The 23999-nt window shown below is 62.5% G+C and carries 21 protein-coding genes; 14 read left to right on the top strand and 7 right to left on the bottom strand.

Annotation, left to right across the window (positions count from 1 at the left end):
* Positions 1 to 74: 74 nt before the first annotated feature.
* The 6 genes from recC (at position 75) to yfiB (ending at position 11678) form a co-directional block, all read left to right on the top strand.
* On the top strand, positions 75 to 3539 hold the full coding sequence (gene recC / locus HU738_RS20115) for an exodeoxyribonuclease V subunit gamma (protein WP_186601167.1): 3465 nt from the start codon (positions 75 to 77) through the stop codon (positions 3537 to 3539).
* Positions 3536 to 7204, top strand: coding sequence for an exodeoxyribonuclease V subunit beta (gene recB, locus HU738_RS20110; protein WP_186601168.1), 3669 nt, complete (start codon positions 3536 to 3538; stop codon positions 7202 to 7204). The genes recC and recB overlap by 4 nt, the downstream gene beginning before the upstream one ends.
* Positions 7201 to 9276: an exodeoxyribonuclease V subunit alpha gene (gene recD / locus HU738_RS20105; protein ID WP_186601169.1), complete on the top strand. Its 2076-nt coding sequence runs from the start codon at positions 7201 to 7203 to the stop codon at positions 9274 to 9276. The genes recB and recD overlap by 4 nt, the downstream gene beginning before the upstream one ends.
* Positions 9277 to 9345: 69 nt before the next feature.
* Positions 9346 to 9912 (top strand): regulatory sequestration protein YfiR, encoded by a 567-nt coding sequence (yfiR, locus tag HU738_RS20100; RefSeq protein WP_186601170.1) that lies wholly within the window; start codon positions 9346 to 9348, stop codon positions 9910 to 9912.
* Positions 9909 to 11183 carry a diguanylate cyclase DgcN/YfiN gene (gene dgcN, locus HU738_RS20095; RefSeq protein WP_186601171.1) on the top strand — a complete coding sequence of 425 codons (1275 nt, stop codon included), beginning with the start codon at positions 9909 to 9911 and terminating at the stop codon, positions 11181 to 11183. Before yfiR ends, dgcN begins: the two co-directional genes overlap by 4 nt.
* A 3-nt stretch (positions 11184 to 11186) precedes the next feature.
* Entirely contained in the window at positions 11187 to 11678 is a 492-nt protein-coding gene (gene yfiB / locus HU738_RS20090) for an outer membrane lipoprotein YfiB (protein ID WP_476748439.1), read from the top strand.
* Between the two features lie 146 nt (positions 11679 to 11824).
* Here the strand turns inward: yfiB and HU738_RS20085 are convergent, their stop codons facing one another.
* A complete protein-coding gene (locus HU738_RS20085; protein ID WP_186601172.1) occupies positions 11825 to 12769 on the bottom strand; it encodes a LysR family transcriptional regulator in 945 nt (314 codons plus the stop codon).
* A 132-nt stretch (positions 12770 to 12901) separates the two neighbouring features.
* Between HU738_RS20085 and HU738_RS20080 the strand changes: the two genes are divergently transcribed.
* Both HU738_RS20080 and mmsB read left to right on the top strand, forming a co-directional pair.
* A complete protein-coding gene (locus HU738_RS20080) occupies positions 12902 to 14428 on the top strand; it encodes a CoA-acylating methylmalonate-semialdehyde dehydrogenase (protein WP_186601173.1) in 1527 nt (508 codons plus the stop codon).
* Between the two features lie 10 nt (positions 14429 to 14438).
* Positions 14439 to 15329 carry a 3-hydroxyisobutyrate dehydrogenase gene (mmsB, locus tag HU738_RS20075; RefSeq protein WP_176507671.1) on the top strand — a complete coding sequence of 297 codons (891 nt, stop codon included), beginning with the start codon at positions 14439 to 14441 and terminating at the stop codon, positions 15327 to 15329.
* Positions 15330 to 15808: 479 nt separating this feature from the next.
* Here the strand turns inward: mmsB and HU738_RS20070 are convergent, their stop codons facing one another.
* The 4 genes from HU738_RS20070 to dmeF form a co-directional block, all read right to left on the bottom strand.
* A complete protein-coding gene (locus HU738_RS20070; protein WP_186601174.1) occupies positions 15809 to 16786 on the bottom strand; it encodes a hypothetical protein in 978 nt (325 codons plus the stop codon).
* Positions 16787 to 16796: 10 nt separating this feature from the next.
* The gene (locus HU738_RS20065) at positions 16797 to 17285 is read right to left on the bottom strand and encodes an Hcp family type VI secretion system effector (protein ID WP_186601175.1); all 489 of its coding nucleotides are present in this window, start codon (positions 17283 to 17285) and stop codon (positions 16797 to 16799) included.
* A 294-nt stretch (positions 17286 to 17579) separates the two neighbouring features.
* Positions 17580 to 17924 (bottom strand): cupin domain-containing protein, encoded by a 345-nt coding sequence (locus HU738_RS20060; protein WP_003258412.1) that lies wholly within the window; start codon positions 17922 to 17924, stop codon positions 17580 to 17582.
* Between the two features lie 96 nt (positions 17925 to 18020).
* Entirely contained in the window at positions 18021 to 18956 is a 936-nt protein-coding gene (dmeF, locus tag HU738_RS20055; protein WP_186601176.1) for a CDF family Co(II)/Ni(II) efflux transporter DmeF, read from the bottom strand.
* A gap of 70 nt (positions 18957 to 19026) precedes the next feature.
* On the opposite strand from dmeF, the gene HU738_RS20050 reads away from it, so the two are divergent.
* From HU738_RS20050 to HU738_RS20040, 3 genes are all read left to right on the top strand, one after another.
* The gene (locus tag HU738_RS20050; protein WP_060508741.1) at positions 19027 to 19302 is read left to right on the top strand and encodes a metal/formaldehyde-sensitive transcriptional repressor; all 276 of its coding nucleotides are present in this window, start codon (positions 19027 to 19029) and stop codon (positions 19300 to 19302) included.
* Positions 19303 to 19475: 173 nt separating this feature from the next.
* A complete protein-coding gene (locus HU738_RS20045; protein WP_186601177.1) occupies positions 19476 to 19703 on the top strand; it encodes a type II toxin-antitoxin system HicA family toxin in 228 nt (75 codons plus the stop codon).
* On the top strand, positions 19700 to 20107 hold the full coding sequence (locus HU738_RS20040) for a type II toxin-antitoxin system HicB family antitoxin (RefSeq protein WP_103448987.1): 408 nt from the start codon (positions 19700 to 19702) through the stop codon (positions 20105 to 20107). Before HU738_RS20045 ends, HU738_RS20040 begins: the two co-directional genes overlap by 4 nt.
* Positions 20108 to 20187: 80 nt before the next feature.
* Here HU738_RS20040 and HU738_RS20035 read toward each other — a convergent pair whose 3' ends face one another.
* Positions 20188 to 21072: a LysR family transcriptional regulator gene (locus HU738_RS20035; RefSeq protein WP_186601178.1), complete on the bottom strand. Its 885-nt coding sequence runs from the start codon at positions 21070 to 21072 to the stop codon at positions 20188 to 20190.
* A gap of 78 nt (positions 21073 to 21150) precedes the next feature.
* On the opposite strand from HU738_RS20035, the gene HU738_RS20030 reads away from it, so the two are divergent.
* Complete coding sequence (locus HU738_RS20030; protein ID WP_186601392.1) at positions 21151 to 21915, top strand: sulfite exporter TauE/SafE family protein; 765 nt, start codon at positions 21151 to 21153, stop codon at positions 21913 to 21915.
* Here the strand turns inward: HU738_RS20030 and HU738_RS20025 are convergent.
* Complete coding sequence (locus HU738_RS20025; RefSeq protein ID WP_176507677.1) at positions 21905 to 22219, bottom strand: putative quinol monooxygenase; 315 nt, start codon at positions 22217 to 22219, stop codon at positions 21905 to 21907. The two genes, HU738_RS20030 and HU738_RS20025, sit on opposite strands and share 11 nt — an antisense overlap.
* A gap of 158 nt (positions 22220 to 22377) precedes the next feature.
* Between HU738_RS20025 and mdaB the strand changes: the two genes are divergently transcribed.
* Together mdaB and HU738_RS20015 are read left to right on the top strand one after the other, a co-directional pair.
* Complete coding sequence (mdaB, locus tag HU738_RS20020) at positions 22378 to 22968, top strand: NADPH:quinone oxidoreductase MdaB (RefSeq protein WP_060508731.1); 591 nt, start codon at positions 22378 to 22380, stop codon at positions 22966 to 22968.
* A 30-nt stretch (positions 22969 to 22998) separates the two neighbouring features.
* Positions 22999 to 23895, top strand: a complete 897-nt coding sequence (locus HU738_RS20015) for a LysR family transcriptional regulator (protein WP_176507678.1) — start codon at positions 22999 to 23001, stop codon at positions 23893 to 23895.
* The last annotated feature ends 104 nt before the right edge of the window (positions 23896 to 23999 follow it).

Here is a 23999-nt window from a genome sequence, read left to right as displayed (position 1 = left end):
TCTGGCTTTTACCTGGCCCAGCATCGGCAGCCAGCCGTGATATCGTTCCCCCTTATTCTCCCAGGGACTTTTCCATGCCCAGCACTACCTCACTGCAACCTGGTTTCATGATCGTCCACGGCAACCGCCTGGACGACCTGCGCAGCCTGGTCGTGAGTTGGATGCGCCGCTATCCGCTGGCACCGCTGGAAAACGAAATCGCCCTGGTACAAAGCAATGGCATCGCCCAATGGCTCAAGCTCGCCCTTGCCGAGGACCCACAAGACGATGACATGGGGGGTTGCGGGATTGCTGCCGCCATCGATGTGCAACTGCCCGGTAGCTTCATGTGGCAGTTGTACCGCAAAGTGCTCGGGCGCGACGAGATCCCAGAAGTTTCGCTGCTCGACAAAGCACCGCTGACCTGGCGCCTGATGCGCCTGTTGCCTGCGCTGATCGAGCGCCCGCATTTCGAACCGCTACGTCGCTTTCTCACCGATGACAATGACCTGCGCAAGCGCTATCAGCTGGCCGAGCGCCTGGCAGACCTGTTCGACCAATACCAGGTCTATCGTGCCGACTGGCTCAAGGACTGGGCAGCCGGCGAGCACATCCTCAATACCGCCCGTGGAGAGCGCAAGCCCCTCGCCCCAGGCAACCGCTGGCAGGCCGAACTGTGGCGGGCATTGCTTGAAGATGTTGGCGAACAGGGCATGGCGCAGAGCCGGGCAGGGGTACACCAGCGCTTCATCGAACGCATCAACAGCCTGCAAAGCGCACCTCACGGGCTTCCTTCGCGGGTGATCGTGTTCGGTATTTCTTCTTTGCCTGCCCAGGCATTGGAAGCGCTTGCCGGTTTGTCCCGTTTCAGCCAGGTATTGCTCTGTGTTCACAACCCTTGCCGTCACCACTGGGCAGACATCGTTGCCGACAAGGACCTGCTGCGTCACCAGTACAAGCGTCAACAGCGCAAGCCAGGCATGCCCGTGCAGCTGGATGACGAGTCGCTGCATCAGCATGCCCACCCATTGCTCGCAGCCTGGGGCAAGCAAGGCCGTGATTACATCAACCTGCTGGACAGCTACGACGACCCGGGCAGTTACCAGGGCGTATTCAGCGATGGCCGTATCGACCTGTTCAGCGAAGGCCAGCCCACCACGCTGCTGAACCAGCTTCAGGACGACATTCTTGAACTGCGCCCACTGGCTGAAAGCCGCGAGCTGTGGCCCGAGGTCAACCTGGCCAAGGACCGTTCGGTGCGTTTCCATGTGGCACACAGCCCGCAGCGTGAGGTGGAAATCCTCCACGATCAGCTACTGGCCCGCTTCAGCGCCGATCCGACGCTACGCCCGCGTGATGTCATCGTCATGCTCCCGGCAATCGACACTTACGCGCCGCATATCCGCGCGGTGTTCGGGCAATTGCAGCGCAACGACCCGCGCTACATCCCGTTTACCCTGACCGACCAAGGCCAGCGTGGCCGTGATCCGTTGCTGATTGCGCTTGAGCACCTGCTCAAACTCCCGGACAGCCGCTTCACCGTCAGCGAGGTGCTCGACCTGCTCGACGTTCCGGCGGTCCGCGCGCGTTTCGGCATCCGCGAAAGCGACCTGCCCACCCTGCACCGCTGGATCGAAGGCGCGGGTATTCGCTGGGGGTTGAACGCCGACCAGCGCGCCACCCTCGGGTTGCCCCAGGGCCTTGAGCAGAACAGTTGGCGCTTCGGCCTGCGGCGCATGCTGCTGGGCTACGCGGTTGGCATGGGAGAGGGTTGCGACGGCATCGAACCCTACGATGAAATCGGCGGCCTGGATGCCGCCTTGATCGGCCCGCTGGTCGCATTGCTCGATGCCCTCGATGTGGCCAACCAGGCCTTGTCTCAACCTGCCACTGCCAGTGAATGGGGGGATCGCCTCAACGCGTTGCTGCAAGTGTTCTTCCTTGCCGAAGAGGAGCACGACGAATACCTGTTGATGCAACTGCAGGAATTGCGCGATGGCTGGCTGGAAGTCTGCGAAACCGTAGGCCTGCAAGACCAGCTGCCACTCACGGTGATCCGCGAGGCCTGGTTGTCGGGCCTCGACGAAGGCAAGCTGTCCCAGCGTTTTCTCGCCGGTTCGGTGAACTTCTGCACCTTGATGCCGATGCGGGCCATTCCGTTCCGCGTCGTCTGTTTGCTGGGTATGAACGATGGCGACTACCCCCGCGCCCAGCCGCCGCTGGACTTCGACCTGATGGCCAGCGACTACCGGCCCGGTGATCGTTCGCGTCGCGAGGACGACCGCTATCTGCTGCTTGAAGCGCTGCTGTCGGCACGTGACCAGCTCTATATCAGCTGGGTGGGTCGTAGCATCCGTGATAACAGCGAGCGGCCCGCCTCGGTGTTGATCGGCCAGCTACGCGATCACCTGGCTGCCGGTTGGCGCCTCAAGGGTGATGCTGACGGTGAGCACCTGCTCCACGCATTGACTCAGGAGCACCCGCTGCAGCCTTTCAGTGCGCGCTATTTCCAGAAGGGCAGTGCGCTGTTCAGCTATGCCCACGAGTGGCAAGTGCTGCACCAGCATACCACTGACCACGAGCAGCCAGACCTCGACCTGCCTCCTTACGTCAGCGATGAAGCGCTGACGCTAACTCAGTTGCAGGACTTCTTGCGTCACCCAGTAAGGCATTTCTTCAGCCAGCGGCTGAAAGTGTTCTTCGAAGCCTTGGAAGCGCCCACGCCAGATGAAGAGCCATTTGTTCTGGACGCATTGCAACGCTACAGCGCCAGCGAGAGCCTGCTGGGCGCCGCCCTGAGCGATCCGGATAACGCCGAGCACGCATTACAGGCTCAGGCCCGGCGGCTGCAAGCCTGCGGCATGCTGCCTTTGGCGGGGTTTGGTGAACTGCTGCAGGCCGAACTGATCCAGCCGTTGCCCGATCTGCTGCAACGTCATCGCCAACTGTTGCAGCGCTGGCCAACGGTGGTCGACGGTGCGCTGCCGATCCACTTCGAACATGCAAACCATCGTCTTGAGGGGTGGCTGGGCCGGGTCTACAAAGCCGAAGATCAAAGCCTGTTGAGCATCACCACGGTGCCCAACACCATCAGCGCCGGGCGCAACACCTTCAAGTGGCACCGCCTGATTGCCAGCTGGGTGATGCACCTGGCAGCTTGCGCTGCGGGTTACCCCCTGCACAGCGCGCTGCTGGCCAGCGACATCACACTGCTGCTCGGCCCCTTGCCGCAGGCCCAGGCTGCCGAACAGCTGGGTCACCTGCTACTCGCGCGCCAGGCTGCGATGAATGCGCCGTTGCCTGTGGCCGCCAAGACCGCTTTCGCCTGGCTGGCCCAGGACGATCCTGACAAGGCCATGGCTGCCGCCATCCGAGCCTACGAAGGGGATGGCCGCACCAGTTTTGGCGAGCGCAGCGAAAGTGTTGCCCTGGCGCGGCAGTTCCGCGATTTCGCCGCGCTCAGCGCCGACGAAACTTTCGAAGGCTGGTGTGAAGCCTTGTACCGCCCCCTGTTCAGCGCCGACTGGCAGGCCCAAGGCAATCCGGAGAGTCAAGCATGACCCAGGCCCGTCCCCTGGCATTGAGTTTTCCCCTGCAAGGTAGCCAGCTGATCGAAGCCAGCGCCGGTACGGGCAAGACCTTCACCATTTCTGCACTGTACCTGCGCCTGATCCTCGGCCACGGCGGCGAGCAAGGCTTTGGCCGCGAACTGCTACCGCCGCAGATTCTCGTGGTGACCTTCACCGATGCCGCCACCAAGGAGCTGCGCGAGCGTATCCGCGCTCGTCTGGCCGAGGCTGCGCGCTTCTTCCGCGGCGAACTGGAAGGCGGCGACCCGCTGCTGCTGCAGCTGCGCGACGACTACGCCGAAGCACACTGGCCCCGCTGCGCCAACCGGCTGGAAGTCGCGGTGCAGTGGATGGATGAAGCAGCCGTGTCGACTATCCACGGCTGGTGCCAGCGCATGCTCCGCGAGCATGCCTTCGACAGCGGCAGCCTGTTCACCCAAAGCCTGGAAACCGACCACAGCGACCTGCTTGGCCAAGTCATGCGCGACTACTGGCGGCGCTTCTGTTATGGCATGCACGGCGAAGCGCTGAACTGGGTGCGCAGCCAATGGGGCAGTCCCGATGCCCTGCTGCCGCGCATCCGGCCGCTGTTCGGCCGTGTGCGTGCACAGCAGGACGAAGCGGAACCGCAAGCGCTGATCGATGCCGCGCTGCAACAGCGCGTCGAGCAGTTACGCCAACTCAAGGCCCCGTGGGCCCAATGGGCGGATGAACTGCAGCAGATCTGCCACGCCGCCGTGGCAGCGAAACAGGCCGATGGCCGCAAACTGCAGGCGCGTTACTTCGAGCCCTGGTTCGAGAAACTGCGTAAATGGGCCAGTGATGAACAAACGGTGGAGCTTGACCTGGGCACCGGCTTTACCCGCCTGACCCCGGCCGGGATGGCTGAAGCCTGGAAAACCGATCCGCCCGACCACCCGGCCCTGCATGCCATGCAGAACCTGCAGCAACAACTGCAGGACCTGACCAGCCCGGATGCCCGCTTGCTTGAACATGCCGCCGCTTGGGTTGCGGCGCGTTTCGAAGTGGAAAAACGCCGCCGCGCCGAGATGGGCTTCGACGATATGTTGCTACGTCTGCAGCAGGCGTTGCGCACGGAGTCGGGAGAACGCCTGGCGGCGCTGATCCGCGAGCAGTTCCCGGTGGCGTTGATCGACGAATTCCAGGACACCGACCCGGTCCAGTACGGCATTTTCGAAAGCATCTATCGGATCAGCGAGAACAACCCGGACACCGGCCTGTTCATGATCGGCGACCCCAAGCAGGCGATCTACGCCTTCCGTGGCGCCGATATCTACACCTACCTGTCGGCCCGGCGCGCCACCGCCGGCCGGCTGCACAGCCTGGACACCAACTACCGCTCCAGCCAGGCGATGGTTGCGGCGGTCAACCGAGTCTTCATGCAGGCCGAAGGCCGCGAGCAGGGCAAGGGTGCCTTCCTGTTCCGCGAAGCCGACGACAACCCGTTGCCGTTCGTCGAGGTTCGCGCCAAGGGCCGCAGTGAACGCCTGTTGATCGACGGCAAGGCGTGTGCGGCACTGCACTGCTGGCAGCTGGAAAGCGAAGAGCCGTTATCCAGCACGCTCTACCGTCAGCAGCTGGCCGCCAGCTGCGCCAGCCATATCGTTTGCGTATTGAATGGCGGCCAGCGCGGGGTGACCGGCTTCAGCGATGACCAGGGCGAACTGCGCCCATGCCAGCCTTCGGACATTGCCATCCTGGTACGTGATGGCCATGAAGCGCAGTTGGTGCGCAACGAGCTTGCCGCCCGCGATGTGCGCAGCGTGTACCTGTCCGACAAGGATTCGGTATTCGCTGCCCAGGAGGCCCATGACTTGCTGGCCTGGCTAAAGGCCTGTGCCGAGCCGGACTCCGAACGCCTGCTCAAGGCCGCGCTGGCCAGCATGACCCTGGAGCTGTCGCTGGCTGAACTTGACCAGCTGAACCAGGACGAGCGGGTCTGGGAGGGCTGGGTCATGCGTTTTCGTCGCTACCGAGAGATCTGGCAGCGTCAGGGTGTGCTGCCCATGTTGCGGCACCTGCTGCACGACTTTGAGTTGCCGCGCACGCTGATCGGCCGCACGGAGGGTGAGCGCGTGCTGACCAACCTGCTGCACCTGGCCGAACTGCTGCAGCAGGCGGCCACTGAGCTGGACGGCGAACAGGCGCTGATCCGTCACCTCGCCGAGCATCTGGCCAATTCCGGTCAAGCGGGCGAGGAGCAGATCCTGCGGCTGGAGAGCGACGAGCAGCTGGTCAAAGTGGTGACTATTCACAAGTCCAAAGGCCTGGAATACCCGCTGGTCTATCTGCCGTTCATCTGCACCAGCAAGCCGGTGGATGGCAGCCGCCTGCCCCTGGCCTGGCACGACAGCCTGGGCAACGCGCAGCTGACGCTCACTCCTGACGCAGCGCAGGTCGCCCTGGCCGACGAGGAGCGCCTGGCCGAAGACCTGCGCCTGCTCTACGTCGCGCTGACGCGTGCCCAGCACGCCTGCTGGCTGGGTGTCGCCGACCTCAAGCGCGGCAGCCAGAAGCGTTCGCAACTGCACCGCTCGGCGCTCGGCTACCTGCTAGGTGGTGGCCTGCCACTGCCCAGCTCGGAGCACCTCAAGGAGTGGCTGCAGAGCTTGCTGGCTGGCTGTGAACACATTGCCTGCCCGGCCCTGCCGCAGGCCAGTGATGAGCGCTACCGTGCGTCCCAGGCCGAACACGAGCTGATACCCGCACGCAAGCCACGACGGGCCGCCGCCGAACATTGGTGGATCGCGTCCTACAGTGCCTTGCGCGTGGGTGAACAGACCCTCGGCGCCGACAGCTCACAGGCCCAGCAACTGCTCGATGACGAAGTTGCCGATACCCAACCGATCCGTGAAGTACCCGGCGACGGCGGCGACATCCATCGCTTTCCCCGTGGCCCCAACCCGGGCACTTTCCTCCATGGGCTGCTGGAGTGGGCCGGACGTGAAGGCTTTGCCGAGGTCGCCGGCAACCCCAAGCTCATCGAACGTACGGTTGGCCAACGTTGCAACCGCCGCGGCTGGACCGGCTGGATTCCGACACTCAGCCAGTGGCTGCAGCGCCTGCTCAACGAGCCGCTGCCGGCCGGCCCTTCGCAGCTGACGCTCGCGCAACTGCAGCATTACCAGATCGAGATGGAGTTCTGGTTCGCCAGCCACAACGTCGACGCCGAGCAACTCGACCGCCTGGTGGCCCGGCATACCTACCCCGGCACGGCTCGCCCGGCTGCGCAGCCGACCTTGCTCAATGGCATGTTCAAAGGTTTCATCGACTTGGCATACGAGCTCGACGGGCGCTATTACGTGGCTGACTACAAGTCCAACTGGCTGGGCCCGGACACCCAGGCCTACGACACCCAGGCCATGGAAAAAGCCATCCTTGGACACCGCTACGACCTGCAGTACGTGCTCTACCTGCTGGCCCTGCATCGCCAGCTGCGCGCACGGCTGCCGGATTACGATTACGACCGCCATGTCGGCGGTGCCCTGTTCATTTTCCTGCGTGGCGCCAGCTGCAGTGGCCACGGCGTGTACTTCGCCAGGCCGCCACGCGAGCTGATCGAGGCCCTCGACGCGCTGTTCCGGGGCGCACACCAGCCTGAGCAGCAGGACCTGTTTGCCGGAGCCCTGACATGAGCCGAACCCTCGACGATCTCTTGCCTGCACCACTGCACGCTGAACACCTGCTGGCACTGGCTCCCCAGCACAACAGTGCGGACCTGCTGCAGTTGCTCGATCGCTGGGTCGAGCGAGGCTGGCTGCGTGCGCTCGACCGGGCGTTCGTCAGCTTTCTTGAAGAGCGGGCCCCTGGCAGTGACCCGTTGCTGCTGCTGGCGGCAGCACTGGCCAGCCACCAGCTGGGCCACGGGCATGTCTGCCTCGACCTGCAACAAACCCTCGCCGAGCCGGATTTCGCCCTGTCCCTGCCACCCGAAGGCGATGCCCTGATCGGCCCGTTGCTGTTGCCCTCGCAGCTGCTGGCCAACCTCGGCCTGCCCACCTGGCTGCAGCGCATTGCCGCGAGCCCCTTGGTGGCTGCCGGCAATACGCCGGGCCAGCACGCGCGTCCGCTGGTGCTCAGCGGCCAGCGCCTGTACCTGCGCCGCTACTGGAGCTACGAGCGGCAGATCGACCAGACCCTGCGCCAGCGCCTGAGCCAGGAGGAAGCAACCCCGGCCGACCTGCCTGCGCGCCTGGCGCAGCTGTTCGACGAAGGCGCCCTGGCTGGGCAGGTGGACTGGCAGAAACTCGCCTGCGCCCTGGCCACCCGTGCAGGCTTCAGCATCATCACTGGCGGCCCTGGCACCGGCAAGACCACCACGGTGGTGCGTTTGTTGGCGCTGCTACAGGCGCCTGCGGTGGAGCAGGGCAGGCCGCTGCGTATTCGCCTGGCCGCGCCGACCGGCAAGGCCGCCGCACGGCTGACCGAATCCATTGGCCAGCAGGTTGAACGGTTGCAGGTCAGCGCCGAGGTGCGCAGGCAGATCCCCACCGACGTCAGCACCGTGCATCGCCTGCTCGGCAGCCGCCCAGGCTCGCGGCACTTCCGTCACCACGCCGGTAATCTGCTGCCGCTGGATGTGCTGGTGGTCGACGAGGCGTCGATGATCGACCTGGAGATGATGGCCAACTTGCTGCAGGCATTGCCGCCAAAGGCGCGGCTGATTCTGCTCGGGGACAAGGACCAGCTGGCGTCGGTCGAGGCTGGCGCCGTACTCGGAGACCTGTGCCGGGATGCCGAAGAGGGCTGCTATTCGCCCGCGACCCAGGCCTGGCTGGAACACATCGGCGGCCAACCGCTGGCCGCCAGTGGCCTGAAAACCGGCGATGCGCAACGCAATCCGCTAGCCCAGCAAGTGGTGATGCTGCGCTTCTCGCGACGTTTTGGGGAAGGCAGTGGCATCGGCCAGCTGGCGCGCCTGGTCAACCGCCAGGAGGCCCAGGCGGCACGCGACCTGCTGAGCATGCCGCCAGCGGACGTGTTCGGCCTGGCGCTGCGCGGTGAGCAGGATCGGGCTTTCGACCGCCTGATTCTCGACGGCCTCGACCGCGGTAACGAAGGGCCTCAGGGCTATCGCAGCTACCTGCGCGCCATTGGCCGCCATCGCCCCGCACCGGGCAGCGCTTTCGACGATCCGCGCTGGGAACAGTGGGCTGCCAGGGTGCTGCACAGTTTCGAAGACTTCCAGCTGCTGTGCGCCGTGCGCAAGGGGCCCTGGGGTGTCGAAGGCCTCAACGAGCGTGTGGCGCGGGTGCTGCACAATGCCGGGCTGATCGACAACCAGCAACCGTGGTATGAAGGTCGCCCGGTGCTGGTGACGCGCAACGACTACGGCTTGGGCTTGATGAACGGCGACATTGGTATTGCCCTGCGCTTGCCGGACGAGCACGGTGAAGCGCTGCTGCGTGTGGCGTTCCCGCGTAACGACGGCAGTGGTGGGGTGCGCTTCGTGCTGCCCAGCCGCCTCAACGAGGTGGAGACCGTTTACGCCATGACGGTGCATAAGTCCCAGGGCTCCGAGTTCAGCCACACCGCGCTGGTGCTGCCGGATGCACTCAACCCGGTGCTGACCAAGGAACTGGTGTACACCGGCATTACCCGGGCCAAGCATTGCTTCAGCTTGATCGAGCCGCGCCAAGGCATTTTCGAGGAAGCGGTGCTGCGCAAGGTACGGCGTATTTCCGGCCTGATGCTTGAACAAGTCTGACGCTCCTACAGCTAGCCGGCGTTGTGCTATCGTTGCGCCGACTCAGACAGGTTTTGAGAGAATTCTCACATGACAGGCGCCAGGGAGCGGTTGACAGGCTGTGCGCTTTTGCTGCTTCTAGTTGCCCTGTCGCTGTTGGCCGGCCCCGTCCAGGCGGGCGGTTCCGCCACCTCCGCTCAGGCCCAGCAGCGTGCCAAGGCGGTAACCCAAGTGGTCCTGGGCATCTTCAGCTATGCCCGCTGGCCTACCGAACCTGTGCCCTTGCGCTTGTGCATGGTCGGCCCGACCGAATATGCCGACGACTTGATCAGGGGCAACGTGCAGAACTCCGGCCAACCCTTGCAGGTGCGCCGCCTGCTGGCCGACGACCGGAACGTCGCCCAAGCCTGTGACGCGGTGTACATCGGCAAGCTCGACGATGCCCAGCGCGATCACCTGTTCCAGGCCATCAATGGCCATCCGGTACTGAGCATCAGCGAAGCTGACGACCCGTGCACGGTGGGTAGCCTGTTCTGCCTGCGCGTCGGTGACCAGCAGGTCGCGTTCGAGGTCAACCTCGACTCCGTGGCACGTTCCGGCGTGCGTATCCATCCCAGCGTGTTGCAACTGTCACGGCGACGCGGAGCTGTGCCATGAAGCGTTCAGCCTGGAAGGCCGGCGTGCGTCCCACCTTGCGTTCGGTACTCGGCCGCGGCCACCTCAGCGTTGCCCTGATGGCAGTGGGCCTGGCCGGTATCTCGCTGACCCTGCTCGGTGTGCTGGCCCTGCGTGTGTACGCCCACCACAACCTGCACCTGATTGCCCGTTCGATCAACTACACCGTCGAAGCCGCGGTGGTATTCGACGACAGCGCAGCGGCCCATGAGGCGCTGGAACTGATCGCCAAAACCGAAGAAGTGGCGGACGCCAAGGTATTCAACAACGATGGGGAGCAGTTGGCGCACTGGCAGCGCCGTGAAGAAGGCGTGCTCGGGCACCTTGAGGCGCAGGTGGCGTCGGCCTTGTTGAATGGGCCGATCAACCTGCCGATCATGCACCAGCAACAGCAAGTCGGGCATATCGAGCTGGTCGGCCAGGGCCGCAGCTTGCTGCTGTTCCTGCTCAGCGGCCTTGCCGGCATCCTGTTCTGCACGATCCTCAGTGCCTTCGTTGCCTTGTACCTGTCGCGGCGCCTGCTTGGCGACATCGTGCGCCCCCTGCGCAGCCTGGCCAGTGTCGCCCACGCCGCACGTCGCGAACGCAGTTTCGACCGCCGTGTGCCGGAAGCGCCCATTGCCGAGCTGAACGAGTTGGGCAACGATTTCAATGCCTTGCTCGATGAACTGGAGGTCTGGCACGGCCACCTGCAAAACGAGAACGCCACCCTGGCTCACCAGGCCAGCCACGATAGCCTTACCGGCCTGCCCAACCGCGCGTTCTTCGAGGGGCGCCTCAGCCGCAGCCTGCGCAATGCTGCACGGCAGCAAGACCATGTGGCGCTGCTGTTCCTCGACAGTGACCACTTCAAGCAGATCAACGACAGCCTCGGCCATGCCGTGGGCGACGAAGTACTGATCAACGTGGCCGACCGCGTGCGTGCGCAACTGCGCGAGCACGATCTGGTGGCCCGCCTGGGGGGTGACGAGTTTGCCGTGCTGCTGACTCCGTTGCACTCGCGTGAGGACGCAGAGCGCATCGCCGAAAAGATCATCGCCAGCATGCAGCTGCCGATGCTGCTCGAGAGCGGCGAAAGCCTCACCACGTCGCTCAGTGTCGGCATCGCCTATTACCCGGAGGATGGCAATGACCCTGCCAGCCTCCTCAATGCCGCCGATGCGGCGATGTACCAGGCCAAGCGCAAGCGCCGTGGCCAGTGGCAAGCGGCGCAGACGGAACGGTCCGCCGCCGATTCCAGCAACAGGAGTTGAACCGTGATACAGCGTTTGCGTCTTTCATTCGTCGTGATGTTGCTGGCCTTGCTGGCGTTGACAGGGTGCCAGAGCGCGCCACCCAAAGGGCTGAGCGCCGAACAGATCGCCGTCCTCAAGCGTGAAGGCTTCGCCCCTACCGAGGAAGGCTGGGCATTCGACCTGTCGGGCAAGGTGCTGTTCGGCAGCGACCTGGACAGTCTCAATGCCCCGAGCCAGGCGATCGTCGAGCGGATCGGCAAGGCTTTGCTGGGCGTGGGTATCCAGAGCGTGCGTGTTGATGGCCACGCCGATGCTTCGGGCAAGGCCGCCTACAACCAGCAGTTGTCCGAGCGACGCGCGCAGAGTGTGGCCAAGGCGTTGATCGACGTTGGCATGCAGGCGCAGAACATTCATACCCGTGGGCTGGGCAGCACGCAGCCAGTGGCGGACAACCGCACCAGCGCCGGGCGGACCGAGAACCGGCGGGTGTCGATTGTGGTGGCGTCTTATTGAAATAGCTGTAGAGAATACAGTGCGGTGTAGCTGACAGGTGCCTGCCTTGAGACTTTCGGCGCTCATGAGATCGAGCGCCGCGCGCGGCGCTCGTTCTCATAGGCGCTGGAAATGCTCTGGCGAACACCTAAAGACCTTCATCAACCCTAAGCAAAGCGCATCTCGCGCGTCTCACCCATCAACAACGGCGCATTCGCCTCGGTCACCCCGCGGATGTAATCCCACAACAGAGTAATCCGCTTCAACTTCCTCAAATCCTCCCGGCAATACATCCAGAATTGCCGCGTCACCTCGATCTCCTCCGGCAACACCGTCACCAGCCGCGTATCCTGCGCCGCCAGGAAGCACGGCAATATCGCCAGCCCACGCCCCTGCAGCGCTGCGGTGTATTGGGCAATCACACTGGTACTGCGCAAATGCGCATTGGCGTTGGGAATCAGGTTGGCCAGGTACAGCAACTCTGAACTGAACGCCAGGTCGTCCACATAGCTGATGAACGGGTGGCTGGCCAGATCGCTGACCTGGCGGATCGGCGCATGGTTGTCGAGATACTCCTGGGTCGCATACAGCCGCAGCCGATAGTCGCACAGCTTGCAGCACACATAAGGCCCATGTTCTGGCCGCTCCAGGGCGATGACGATGTCCGCCTCGCGCTTGGACAGGCTGATGAAGTGCGGCAGCGGCAGGATATCTACCGAGATCGCCGGGTAGGCATCGACGAAGTGGCTCAGCTGCGGGGTGACGAAAAAACTGCCAAAGCCTTCGGTGCACCCCATGCGCACATGCCCCGAGAGCGCCACGCCGGAGCCGGAGACCTGTTCGCAGGCCATGTGCAAGGTGCTCTCGATCGACTCCGCGTAGCCCAGCAGGCGTTGCCCCTCGGCGGTCAGGACAAAGCCGTTGGTGCGTGACTTTTCGAACAGCAGCGTGCCCATCGCCCCCTCCAGCGAGCTGATGCGCCGCGATACCGTGGTGTAGTCGACGGCCAGGCGTTTGGCCGCGCTGCTGGCTTTGCGCGTGCGCGCCACTTCGAGGAAGAACTTCAGGTCGTCCCAGTTCAGCGCACTGAGGGAGGTCAGGTCTTTTTGCATGTTGATCCGGTTTTTTTGTGCGTTCTTGTTGGATGTTTGCACATCTATACTCGAAAAAAGCCCCAAGGCGCCACCTCGCGTTTGCCCGGCGCTGGCGATCTCGTCCTGACAATAATTCCAAGGAGAACGCAGATGAACGCACCACAGTCCCCTGACAAGACCAAGGTCGAGCAGGTCAAGCTGCTGATCGACGGCCAATGGGTCGAGTCGAAAACCAGCGAATGGCGCGACATCGTCAACCCGGCCACCCAAGAAGTGCTGGCGCGGGTACCGTTCGCCACCGTCGAAGAAGTGGATGCCGCCGTGGCTGCCGGCCAGCGCGCCTTCAAGACCTGGCGTGACACCCCGATCGGTGCGCGCATGCGCATCATGCTCAAGCTGCAGGCGCTGATCCGCGAACACACCAAACGCATCGCCCAGGTGCTCAGCGCCGAGCAGGGCAAGACCCTTGCCGACGCCGAAGGCGATATCTTCCGCGGCCTGGAAGTGGTCGAGCACGCGGCTTCCATTGGCACTCTGCAGATGGGCGAATTCGCCGAGAACGTCGCCAGTGGCGTGGACACCTACACCCTGCGCCAGCCCATCGGCGTGTGCGCCGGCATCACCCCGTTCAACTTCCCGGCGATGATCCCGCTGTGGATGTTCCCGATGGCCATCGTCTGCGGCAACACCTTTGTCCTCAAGCCTTCCGAGCAGGACCCGCTGTCGACCATGTTGCTGGTCGAGCTGGCGCTGGAGGCCGGTGTGCCGGCTGGCGTGCTCAACGTGGTGCACGGCGGCAAGCAGGTGGTCGATGCAATCTGCACCCACCCAGACATCAAGGCGATCTCCTTCGTCGGTTCCACCGAAGTTGGCACTCACGTGTACAACCTGGCCAGCCAGCACGGCAAGCGTGTGCAATCGATGATGGGCGCCAAGAACCACGCCGTGGTGCTGCCAGACGCCAACCGCACGCAAACCGTCAACGCCCTGGTCGGTGCCGCCTTCGGTGCAGCAGGCCAGCGCTGCATGGCCACCTCGGTGGCGGTGCTGGTGGGCAAGGCGCGTGACTGGCTGCCAGACATCAAGGAGGCGGCCAGCAAGCTCAAGGTCAACGCCGGGTGCGAGCCCGGCACCGATGTCGGCCCGGTGGTTTCCAAGCGCGCCAAGGAGCGTGTGCTGGGCCTGATCGAAAGCGGTATCCGGGAAGGTGCCAAGCTCGAACTCGATGGCCGTGGGGTCAAGGTGCCGGGCTATGAACAAGGCAACTTCGTCGGCCCGACCCTGTTCTCCGGGGTGAAGACCGACATGCAGGTGTACACCCAGGAAATCTTCGGCCCGGTGCTGGTGACCCTGGAAGTCGACACGCTTGACGAAGCCATTGCCCTGGTCAACGCCAACCCGTTCGGCAACGGTACCGGCCTGTTCACCCAGAGCGGCGCGGCGGCGCGCAAGTTCCAGAGCGAGATCGACATCGGCCAGGTGGGTATCAACATTCCGATTCCGGTACCGGTACCGTTCTTCAGCTTCACCGGCTCGCGCGGCTCCAAGCTCGGCGACCTCGGCCCGTACGGCAAGCAGGTGGTGCAGTTCTACACTCAGACCAAGACCGTCACCGCCCGTTGGTTCGATGACGACAGCGTCAATGACGGTGTGAACACCACCATCAGCCTGCGCTAAGGAGCACGCCATGCGTATCGCATTCATCGGCCTGGGCAACATGGGCGCGCCCATGGCCCGCAACCTGATCAAGGCCGGGCACCAGCTGAACCTGTTTGACCTCAACAAGACCGTGCTGGCCGAGCTCGCCGAGCTGGGCGGCCAGGTCAGCGCCTCCCCGAGGGACGCGGCGGCCAGCAGCGAGCTGGTGATCACCATGCTGCCGGCGGCGGCCCATGTGCGCGCCGTGTACCTCAACGAAGACGATGGCGTGCTGGCAGGCATCCGCCCAGGCACGCCGACGCTGGATTGCAGCACCATCGATCCGCAGACCGCACGTGAGGTGTCCAAGGCTGCTGCCGCCAAGGGCGTGGACATGGGCGATGCGCCGGTGTCCGGAGGGACCGGTGGCGCGGCGGCGGGCACGCTGACCTTCATGGTCGGCGCCAGCGCAGAACTGTTCGCCACGCTCAAGCCGGTACTGGAGCAGATGGGCCGTAACATCGTGCATTGCGGTGAAGTGGGGACCGGGCAGATCGCCAAGATCTGCAACAACCTGCTGCTGGGCATCTCGATGATCGGCGTGTCCGAGGCCATGGCCCTGGGCAATGCGCTGGGCATCGACACCAAGGTGCTGGCGGGGATCATCAACAGTTCGACCGGGCGTTGCTGGAGTTCCGATACCTACAACCCGTGGCCGGGCATCATCGAGACGGCACCCGCCTCGCGGGGGTATACCGGCGGGTTTGGTGCTGAACTGATGCTCAAGGACCTGGGGCTGGCTACCGAGGCTGCGCGTCAGGCACATCAGCCGGTGATTTTGGGTGCCGTGGCCCAGCAGTTGTACCAGGCCATGAGCCTGCGCGGTGAAGGCGGCAAGGACTTCTCGGCGATTGTCGAGGGCTACCGCAAGAAGGATTGACGAGCGAGGACTTCATCGCGGGCCGGGCGGCTTTCCCTCTGTAACTGCGCACCAGAGGGAGGAGGCCCGTACCGCGATGTTTTTTGAGCATTATTTAGGTAAGGGGGGTAAGTAATGCATGAAAACTCCCAAGCCAAAAAATGCGATAGTCAATATAATAAGCGAGGAGCCTAAGAAGATTAGGATGGTCTTGATTTTTGAAGGTAGATTATTTATTTCCTTAATATCAATTAGGTTTTTCCGTGCATAGATTTTAGGGATGAGTAGAATGAGCGATATATTCGTTAGTCGAAAGAATTTTCCCATCAAGCCAGCATGTAGCCAGAGTTCTTTTTCGTCGGTTATTGCATTGCAGTTTAATAAGAATCCTTCAATGTAATCAATTTTGCGATGAGCGATATATATTGTTAATGCCAGGTTCAAGAAAAGTAAAGTTGTGACTGTCATGCTGTAGACTAAAAAAATCCAGTGCATGATTGTCATTTTGCTACTGCCTCGTATAGAAGTTCTCCAGCCCAGGCGCCTGCTTCATTCCCAAATTTTCCGCCTGCCATTCCCCCCACTGTACCGCCGAATATCCCACAAGCGAGTGCTCCGGTTCCACCTGTCGCTACGCCAAACACCACGCTGCAAGCAGCACCAAGAAGAAGCTTGCCACTGGCTGCCCCAGCTGTAGTACCCACCAAACCCAAGGCTAATGAACTAACCTCGACATAATGCGCCTTTTTGCATTCCTCCTCGCGTCCGAGCGTACAGGCTTTATGTATCTCCAGCCCCGTAGCAGCGACGTCTAACGCAATCCCTACATACGTTCCTTTCTTGATCAGATTAGCAGCCGTCGCCACGCCTGAGACTTTGGTGGCATATCCTGCAATTTCGCCTGTATGCAAATAGCTCTTTGTGGATATCCCCAACGTCCTTTTGATCGAGCCTTTGTTCCTTAGCCCGGAACCGTAAGCAGCCAGCTTGTCCAACTGCTCATCCAACTTCATGAACAAGGCGGCACGCTTTGCAAGGAACTGATCGCGAGCGGTCATTGCCCCTGTCCCGAGGTGCCGTTGATGCAGCTTTTCGATTTCCATCAAGGTGGCCTCGATAGCTTTCAGGTGTTTGCTCCACCCTTCACTGACCACCCCTGCACCCATGGATGCATGTGCGATGAGGCTCTTCAAGGTCTCGAAATTGTCCAGGAAAAAGTTATCCACACCCTGGCCGTTGCGCATCAGCCCCAAGTGCGCAATTGTCGCCTGCCTCATCATCCAGGCTTCCTGGCTGGTGCAGGAAGCCGTGGTAGGGTCGCCGATGATGATAAGTTCACCGCTACGGACCACTGTATTGGCAATGTGTGAATTCAGCACGTCAAACTTTTCCAGGGAATGACCGGTCAGCGCCAGGTCGGATTTCAGCCTGTGATAGTTCTGCAGTTTGAGGTTCAGGTAAGCGCGGGCTTCAGACATGGAAGCACCCTCACGCGTATTTTCTGTTGCCGATACGGTCCCAGCCCCCGGCGATATTACCGCCGCCACTGCCGTCGTGGCGGCGCTGCTGGGTGTAAGTGGTCTTGATCCGCCCGTAATTGAGTTGCACCACTTCCAGCGGCACTCCTGTGTCCACGGCCTGCGAATACTCGGCGATGATCACCTCTTCGAGGATGATTTCGAAGTACCTGAGCTTGTCACCGCCAGCACGGCAGAGGGCGAGCTTCACCTCTTTCAGGTGCTGGCCTGTGCAACTGGCTTCCATCAGCTTGCAACTGGCACTGTCGAGGTACTTGGTGAAAGTAAAGTTGGTGACGGAGGTCCTGCCCGATGTTGCGCCGCCTGCAGAACTGGCAGTGGCAGATGTACTTTGGCGGACGCCAAAGTCGTAGCCCAGCACTTCAATCCATTTGCTGTATTTTTCGTCCAGTGCTTCGCCTGGAATACTGTCGATCTGAATGTAGGCGTCGAATGCCATGATTCCTCTCCTTGACATTGTTTTGGATGGGCAATGCTGCCCGGCGATTCGGGCGACCTTGTGCAGGCTAGGTCTGGGAGAGAACGAGAGCAATACGCTATGGGGCGGTGTGGCGCAATTCAGAAAAGGACTACAAGCAGGGGGATTCAAGCTGAGGGTAAATGTCAGAAGATGTTTCTGAAGTTCAATGGATTTATGGCTGTTTTGCTATTTCTGCTGCCGGTGTTCAACAGAGTGATGGCCCTGTAGGAAGTTTCGTGTTTTCCACAGGGCCTGCATCGCTCTGGCAAAAAATCAGGCGAAGACGAAATACTTGCGCACGGTTTCGACCACTTCCCAGGTGCCTTTCATCCCCGGTTCGATCACGAACACATCACCCGCTTTCAGGTGCTTCGGCTCTTCGCCTTCCGGGGTGATGATGCAGTAGCCATCGAGGAAATGGCAGAACTCCCACTTCTCGTAGTTGACCTCGAACTTGCCCGGGGTGCAGATCCAGGTGCCCATGATCTTGCTGCCGTCGGCCGACAGGTAGGCGTTGAGGTTGACGGTATGCGGATCGCCGCCGATGCGCTTCCACTTGGTGGCGTCCACGACCGGCGTCGGGCAGGTTTCGCGCAGGACGGTGATGAAATCGGACATGGCACAACTCCTGGTGACTGGCTGAATGACTCGTCACCATAGGGCCATCCGCCGAGCCGCAGTTGCCTGGGCTCGACGTCCAGCTGCCTGCCCGCGCTATGCCAGGGCGTTGACCTCGACGGTGACGTGGGCCAATTCCTCGTGCACGGCGAGTGCCTGGCGCACGCTGTCGGCGCTCAGTGCGGCCTGGGTGGCCAGGCTGAGGATGCAGGCGTACTGGTCTTTGCCCACGCGCCACACGTGCAGGTCGGTGATGGTGGCGGGTACCGGCAGTTCGGCGACCACTTCGCGAATTTCCTCGACCACCGGCGCATCCATCTCGGCATCCAGCAAAACGCGGCCGGTATCGCGCAGCAGGCCGCGGGCCCAGAGCGCCACCAGCACCGCACCGACCAGGCCCATTACCGGGTCGAGCCAGCTGGCGCCCCAGAACTTGCCGGCCAGCAGGGCGACGATCGCCAGTACCGAGGTGGCGGCGTCGGCGATCACGTGCAGGTAGGCCGAGCGCAGGTTCAGGTCGTGGTGGTGATGGCCGTGGTCGTGATGATGGTCGTGACCGTGATGGTGGTGATGGTCATGATCGTCGCGCAGCAGCCAGGCGCAGATCAGGTTCACGGCCAGGCCAATCACCGCAATGAAGATCGCCTCGTCATAGTGGATCGGCCCCGGCGTCAGCAGGCGCTCGGCCGACTGGAAGGCCATCAGCCCGGCCACACCGAGCAGCAGCAGGGCACTGGAATAGCCGCCGAGGATCTCGATCTTCCAGGTCCCGAAGGCGAAGCGCTGGTCCTTGGCATAACGACGCGCGGCCGCGTAGGCCAGCAGCGACAGGCCCAGGGCCAGGGCATGCGAGCTCATGTGCCAGCCGTCGGCGAGCAGGGCCATGGAGTTGAAGAACCAGCCCCCGGCGATTTCCGCCACCATCATGATCGCCGTCAGCCACACGGCCAGGCGTGTCTTGCGCTCGGCGCCTAGGTTGCTGGTGTGGAACTGGTGGCTGTGCTGCCAGCGGCCTGAGGTTTGTGTCGCCATGGTTTATCATGCTCCCGGAATGTCGAGAAATATACTATACCCCAGTATACCTATCATGGTGTGAAAGCGAATGGCACATACGATCAAGAGCAAGAAACAACTGCTCACCCGCGTGCGCAAGATCAAAGGCCAGGCCGCCGCCCTGGAGACCGCGCTGGAGCAGGACAAGGACTGCCTGGCGATCCTCCAGCAGATCGCCGCCGTGCGCGGCGCGGTGAACGGGCTGATGACCGAAGTGATGGAAGGGCACATCCGCGAACACCTGGTGGCGGAAGGGCTGAGCGCCGAGGAGCGGCAAGATGAGGCGGATAAGGTGGCGGCGTTGTTGCGGTCTTATCTGAAGTGATACCCCCTGGGGGTATAGGGTAGAAATGTAGGTTTCCTACAAGGCTGTAAGTTGAAGCCTACTTGGCGATCTGAACCATCCGCTGGTCGCCGGAAGTGTGCATAGTGTGTACTGCGCTTCGTTTTGGTTAATTCGGTGTGTATCATACACATCGACTGCCGAAGGAAGGGTGAATGCGCAGTCGTGAAGTGATCCAGCTCATTGAGGCGGATGGGTGGTATGAAGTCGAGGTGAAGGGCAGCCATCACCAGTTCAGGCATCCGTTCAAGAAGGGAAGGGTGACAGTTCCTCATCCCAAGAGCGATCTGCCTGAAGGCACCGTACACAGCATCCTGAAGCAAGCTGGCTTGAAGCCGTCCAGTGGCTTCGACAGCTCGAACAGCAGAGGAGACGCGCAATGAAATTTCCGGTCGTATTGCATAAGGACGCCGATTCGGACTACGGCGTGACCGTTCCCGATGTGCCAGGCTGCTTCTCTGCCGGTGCGAATGTCGCTCAAGCGCTGGAGAATGTTCAGGAGGCGTTGGCGCTTCATTTCGAAGGCTTGGTTGCTGATAACGAAGCGCTTCCGCAAGCGCAGGAAGTCGACGTCCATGTGGCGAATCCCGATTATGCAGGTGGGGTCTGGGCTGTCGTTGATTTTGATGTCACGCCGTATCTGGGGAAGGCCGTGCGGTTCAATGCAACACTGCCGGAAAACCTGCTGCAGCGGATCGACGAAAAAGTGAAGCGTGACCATCGTTATGCCTCCCGTTCCGGGTTTCTCGCGTCGGCCGCTTTACGAGAGCTGGCGCTCGCGCACTGAGTGATCAAGCTGCGTCAGAACCCATCTGGGCATTACCCTGGGCTCAAGCTCATTGCAATCTTTCAAGCGACGATAAACGTTCAGGCCTGGATCAATCGCTCAACCAACCCCGCCGCATACCCAGGCAACCCGGCAAAATCCCGCGCGCACAACAGCAATCGCCGGTTGGCCCAATCCTCTCGCAGCGCCACCCAGTGCACCGGCAATACGCCCTTCCAGCGCTGCACCGAGGCCAGCGGTACCACGCCGATACCGGCACCGCCAGCGACCATGCGGATCACCCCGTCAAACCCTTCGGCCCGCACCCGTACCTGCATGCGATGGCCTTCGCGCAGGGCCTGTTCCTCCAGGTAGAGCGCCAGGGCGCTGTTCGCCCCCAGTCCGACATGGCCATGGGCAAGGCTATCGACAAAGCTCGGGGCGGGCTCGGCGACGAGCGGATGATCCAGCGGTGTCACCAGCACCAGCGGATCCTCGCGAAACGGCAAGGTCTGCAGATGTGCGCTGGGCGCTGCGGTGGAAATGATGCCCAGGTCGGCCATGCCCTGGGTGATCGCCTGCACGATGCGCAGGCTGGGCAGTTCCTGCACATCGACACTGACCCCGGGGTTGTCGGCGAGGTAACTGGCCAGCAGTTCCGGCAGGTATTCGGTCAGCGCCGCGGTGTTGCACAGCAGCCGCACTTGCCCTTGCTGGCCCTTGGCATAGTGGGCCAGGTCGAACTGCAGGCGCTCGACCTGTTGGCCGATCAGCCGCGCATGCTGCAACAGCGCCTGCCCGGCGGGTGTCGGCTGCACGCCACGGCGATTGCGTTCAAGCAAAAGCGTGCCAAGCGAGGCCTCCATGGCGCGGATGCGAGCGCTGGCCGCTGGCAACGACAGGTGGCTGCGCCGGGCGCCGGCGGTGATGTTGCCGCATTCGACGGTGTGCTGGAAAAGCCGGAGATCGATCAGGTCGAAATGCATCTGCCTCTGTCCTGGCAAGAGTCTGGCTGAGAATATGGCAGATTTTCAGTCCAGCTGCGGCAAGCCATCATGGTCACCATGAATACCTTGATCGCTTTCTACCAGAACATCGGCCCGGCACTGACGCTGCTGGTGGTCATCACCTTCCTGCTGGCCGGTGCCGTCAAAGGTGTGATCGGCCTCGGCCTGCCGACCATCGCCATGGGCTTGCTGGGGCTGGCTATGCCGCCGGCGCAGGCTGCGGCGCTTCTGATCGTTCCGTCGACGCTGACCAATCTCTGGCAACTCGCAGCCGGTGGGCATCTGCCGGCGCTGCTGCGCAGGCTCGGGCCGATGCTGGCGATGATCTTCGTCGGTACGCTGCTGGGCAGTGCCTGGCTGGGCATCAACAGCGGGCCATGGGCAGTGCATGCGTTGGGGGCGGCGCTGGTGATTTACGCGCTGTATGGGCTGGCAGGCCCAGCGTTGCAGATGGCGCCGAAGCGGGAAGGGTGGCTGGGACCGGTCTGTGGGCTGGTGACCGGTGTGGTCACGGCAGCCACAGGCGTGTTCGTCATGCCCGCAGTGCCTTACCTGCAGAGCCTGGGCCTGAGCCGCGACGAGATGATCCAGGCGCTGGGCCTGTCGTTCACGGTCTCGACCCTGGCGCTGGCCGTCGGCCTGGCTGGCCAGGATGCCTTGGGTGGGCAAGCGCTGGGTGCTTCGCTGCTGATGCTGGCGCCGGCCCTGCTGGGCATGCTCGCCGGGCAGTGGTTGCGCCAGCGCATCAGCGCAGTGCTGTTCAAACGCTGCTTCTTCATCGGCCTGGCCGCGCTGGGCGGCCACCTGCTGATCAACGGTTAGCGGACGAGGCGCTGAGCATGACGATCGGCTGGATGTCGAAATCGCGCTCCAGGTAATCCATGCGCTTTTCGAAGAACTCGACCATGTGCGGCAATGCTGAATGCACGTCCAGCGCTGCCTTGTCGGCCCACACTTCATAGAACACGAACAGGGTCGGGTCCTGCTGGTCGCGCAGCATGTGGTACTCGATGCAGCCTGGTTCCTGGCGGCTGGGCTCGACGTAGGCACGGAACAGGGTTTCGAACGCTTCGGCCATTTCCGGACGGGTCTTGGCCTTGAGGATGAATGCGTGCTGCTCGCTCATGGGGCGTACTCACAGATAATTGGAGATTCGATTCTACGGCAATAATTAAGTTGAGATTCGTGACTTCAGGTCAATTGTATTTTGACCGCCAACTGCTGTATCCCGCGCCCATGAGCCATTACTGTGCCGTTCATCCATCCAATGACTCGAGGCCCAGCATGAAAAAGATCCTTCTGCTCAATGGCGGCAAACAATTCGCCCACTCTGACGGTCGTCTCAACCAGACCCTGCACGACGCCGCGCTGGCGCATCTGGACCGTGCCGGTTTCGATGTGCAGCAGACCTTCATCGACGGTGGCTACGACGCTCAGGCCGAAGTCGAGAAATTCCTCTGGGCCGATGTGATCATCTACCAGATGCCAGGTTGGTGGATGGGCGCACCGTGGACCGTGAAGAAGTACATCGACGATGTTTTCACCGCTGGCCACGGCAGCCTCTATGCCAACGATGGCCGTACCCGCTCCGACCACTCGCAGAAGTACGGCAGCGGTGGCCTGGTGCACGGCAAGCAATACATGCTGTCGTTGACCTGGAACGCACCACAGCAAGCGTTCGATGACCCGAGCGACTTCTTCGAGGGCAAGGGTGTCGATGCGGTGTATTTCCCGTTCCACAAGGCCAACCAGTTCCTGGGTATGACCGGGCTGCCAACCTTCCTTGCAGTGGATGTGATGAAGCGCCCGGATGTGCCGGCAGCCTTGGCGGCCTATGAAGCTCATCTGGACAAGGTCTTCGGCAAGGCTATCTAATCCCTGCACGGACCCGACACAGGCGCTCAAGTGAAAACCCGCTCCGAAGAACTCCAGGTATTCGTCGCCGTCATCGACTGCGGCTCAATCTCCGCTGCTGCCGAGCAGATGGGCCAGACCCCGTCGGCCGTCAGCCGCACCCTGTCGCGCCTGGAGGCCAAGCTCGGCACCACCTTGGTCAACCGCACCACCCGGCGCATGGACCTCACCGAGGAGGGCCGCTTCTTCCTCGAACGCTCGCGCCTGGTGCTGCAGCAGATGGACGAGATGGAAGAGCGCCTGTCGATGAATCGCCAGACGCCGTCCGGGCGCCTGCGCATCAACGCCGCGGCGCCGTTCATGCTGCACGCCATCCTGCCGTGGATCGGCGAGTTCCGCCGCCAGTACCCCGGCATCGAGCTGGAGCTCAACACCGACGACCTGATCATCGACCTGCTGGAACAGAGCACCGACGTGGCCATCCGCATCGGTGACCTTGCCGACTCCAGCCTGCATGCCCGCTCGCTCGGTTGCAGCCCGATCCAGGTGCTGGCAAGCCCGGAATACCTGGAGCGGCATGGTACGCCGAAAAACGTCGAAGACCTGAACGGTCACTGCCTGCTCGGCTTTAGCCAGCCTGAATCGTTGAACCAGTGGCCGTTGCGCCACGCCCAGGGTGACCGCTGGGGCATCCGCCCGGCACTGATCGCCTCCAGCGGCGAGACCCTGCGCCAACTGGCGCTGGCCGGAGAGGGCATCGTCGCCCTGTCGCATTTCATGACCCACGAAGACATCCGCGCCGGCCGCCTCAAGGTACTGCTGAGCGAGGCCAACAACGGCTACCGCCAGCCGATCCACGCGGTGTACTACCGCAACACCCAGCTGGCCCTGCGGATTCAGTGCTTCCTTGATTTCATCCAGCGCAAGTTGGCCATGTACGCCTGCTGAGTTGCCTGTTCGCGACAGGTCCTGTCCACAGGCGGCGAAACTTCCTGCGTTTGATTGCACAGTCACAGTGCTTCGGCCTTACTGACTGCTCAACAAAAACAACA

Source organism: Pseudomonas vlassakiae (assembly GCF_014269035.2).
Taxonomy (GTDB): domain Bacteria; phylum Pseudomonadota; class Gammaproteobacteria; order Pseudomonadales; family Pseudomonadaceae; genus Aquipseudomonas; species Aquipseudomonas vlassakiae.
This window is presented reverse-complemented; position numbering and strand designations above follow the sequence as displayed.

Bases quoted from the DNA above. Each gene is read 5' to 3' on its own strand.
- recD (WP_186601169.1), top strand. From the start codon at position 7,201: ATGAGCCGAACCCTCGACGATCTCTTGCCTGCACCACTGCACGCTGAA.
- HU738_RS20035 (WP_186601178.1), bottom strand. From the start codon at position 21,072: ATGCATTTCGACCTGATCGATCTCCGGCTTTTCCAGCACACCGTCGAA.
- HU738_RS20030 (WP_186601392.1), top strand. From the start codon at position 21,151: ATGAATACCTTGATCGCTTTCTACCAGAACATCGGCCCGGCACTGACG.
- dmeF (WP_186601176.1), bottom strand. From the start codon at position 18,956: ATGGCGACACAAACCTCAGGCCGCTGGCAGCACAGCCACCAGTTCCAC.
- HU738_RS20080 (WP_186601173.1), top strand. From the start codon at position 12,902: ATGAACGCACCACAGTCCCCTGACAAGACCAAGGTCGAGCAGGTCAAG.
- recB (WP_186601168.1), top strand. From the start codon at position 3,536: ATGACCCAGGCCCGTCCCCTGGCATTGAGTTTTCCCCTGCAAGGTAGC.
- recC (WP_186601167.1), top strand. From the start codon at position 75: ATGCCCAGCACTACCTCACTGCAACCTGGTTTCATGATCGTCCACGGC.
- mdaB (WP_060508731.1), top strand. From the start codon at position 22,378: ATGAAAAAGATCCTTCTGCTCAATGGCGGCAAACAATTCGCCCACTCT.
- HU738_RS20045 (WP_186601177.1), top strand. From the start codon at position 19,476: ATGCGCAGTCGTGAAGTGATCCAGCTCATTGAGGCGGATGGGTGGTAT.
- dgcN (WP_186601171.1), top strand. From the start codon at position 9,909: ATGAAGCGTTCAGCCTGGAAGGCCGGCGTGCGTCCCACCTTGCGTTCG.
- HU738_RS20060 (WP_003258412.1), bottom strand. From the start codon at position 17,924: ATGTCCGATTTCATCACCGTCCTGCGCGAAACCTGCCCGACGCCGGTC.
- HU738_RS20025 (WP_176507677.1), bottom strand. From the start codon at position 22,219: ATGAGCGAGCAGCACGCATTCATCCTCAAGGCCAAGACCCGTCCGGAA.
- HU738_RS20065 (WP_186601175.1), bottom strand. From the start codon at position 17,285: ATGGCATTCGACGCCTACATTCAGATCGACAGTATTCCAGGCGAAGCA.
- HU738_RS20085 (WP_186601172.1), bottom strand. From the start codon at position 12,769: ATGCAAAAAGACCTGACCTCCCTCAGTGCGCTGAACTGGGACGACCTG.
- yfiR (WP_186601170.1), top strand. From the start codon at position 9,346: ATGACAGGCGCCAGGGAGCGGTTGACAGGCTGTGCGCTTTTGCTGCTT.
- mmsB (WP_176507671.1), top strand. From the start codon at position 14,439: ATGCGTATCGCATTCATCGGCCTGGGCAACATGGGCGCGCCCATGGCC.
- HU738_RS20070 (WP_186601174.1), bottom strand. From the start codon at position 16,786: ATGTCTGAAGCCCGCGCTTACCTGAACCTCAAACTGCAGAACTATCAC.
- HU738_RS20050 (WP_060508741.1), top strand. From the start codon at position 19,027: ATGGCACATACGATCAAGAGCAAGAAACAACTGCTCACCCGCGTGCGC.
- HU738_RS20040 (WP_103448987.1), top strand. From the start codon at position 19,700: ATGAAATTTCCGGTCGTATTGCATAAGGACGCCGATTCGGACTACGGC.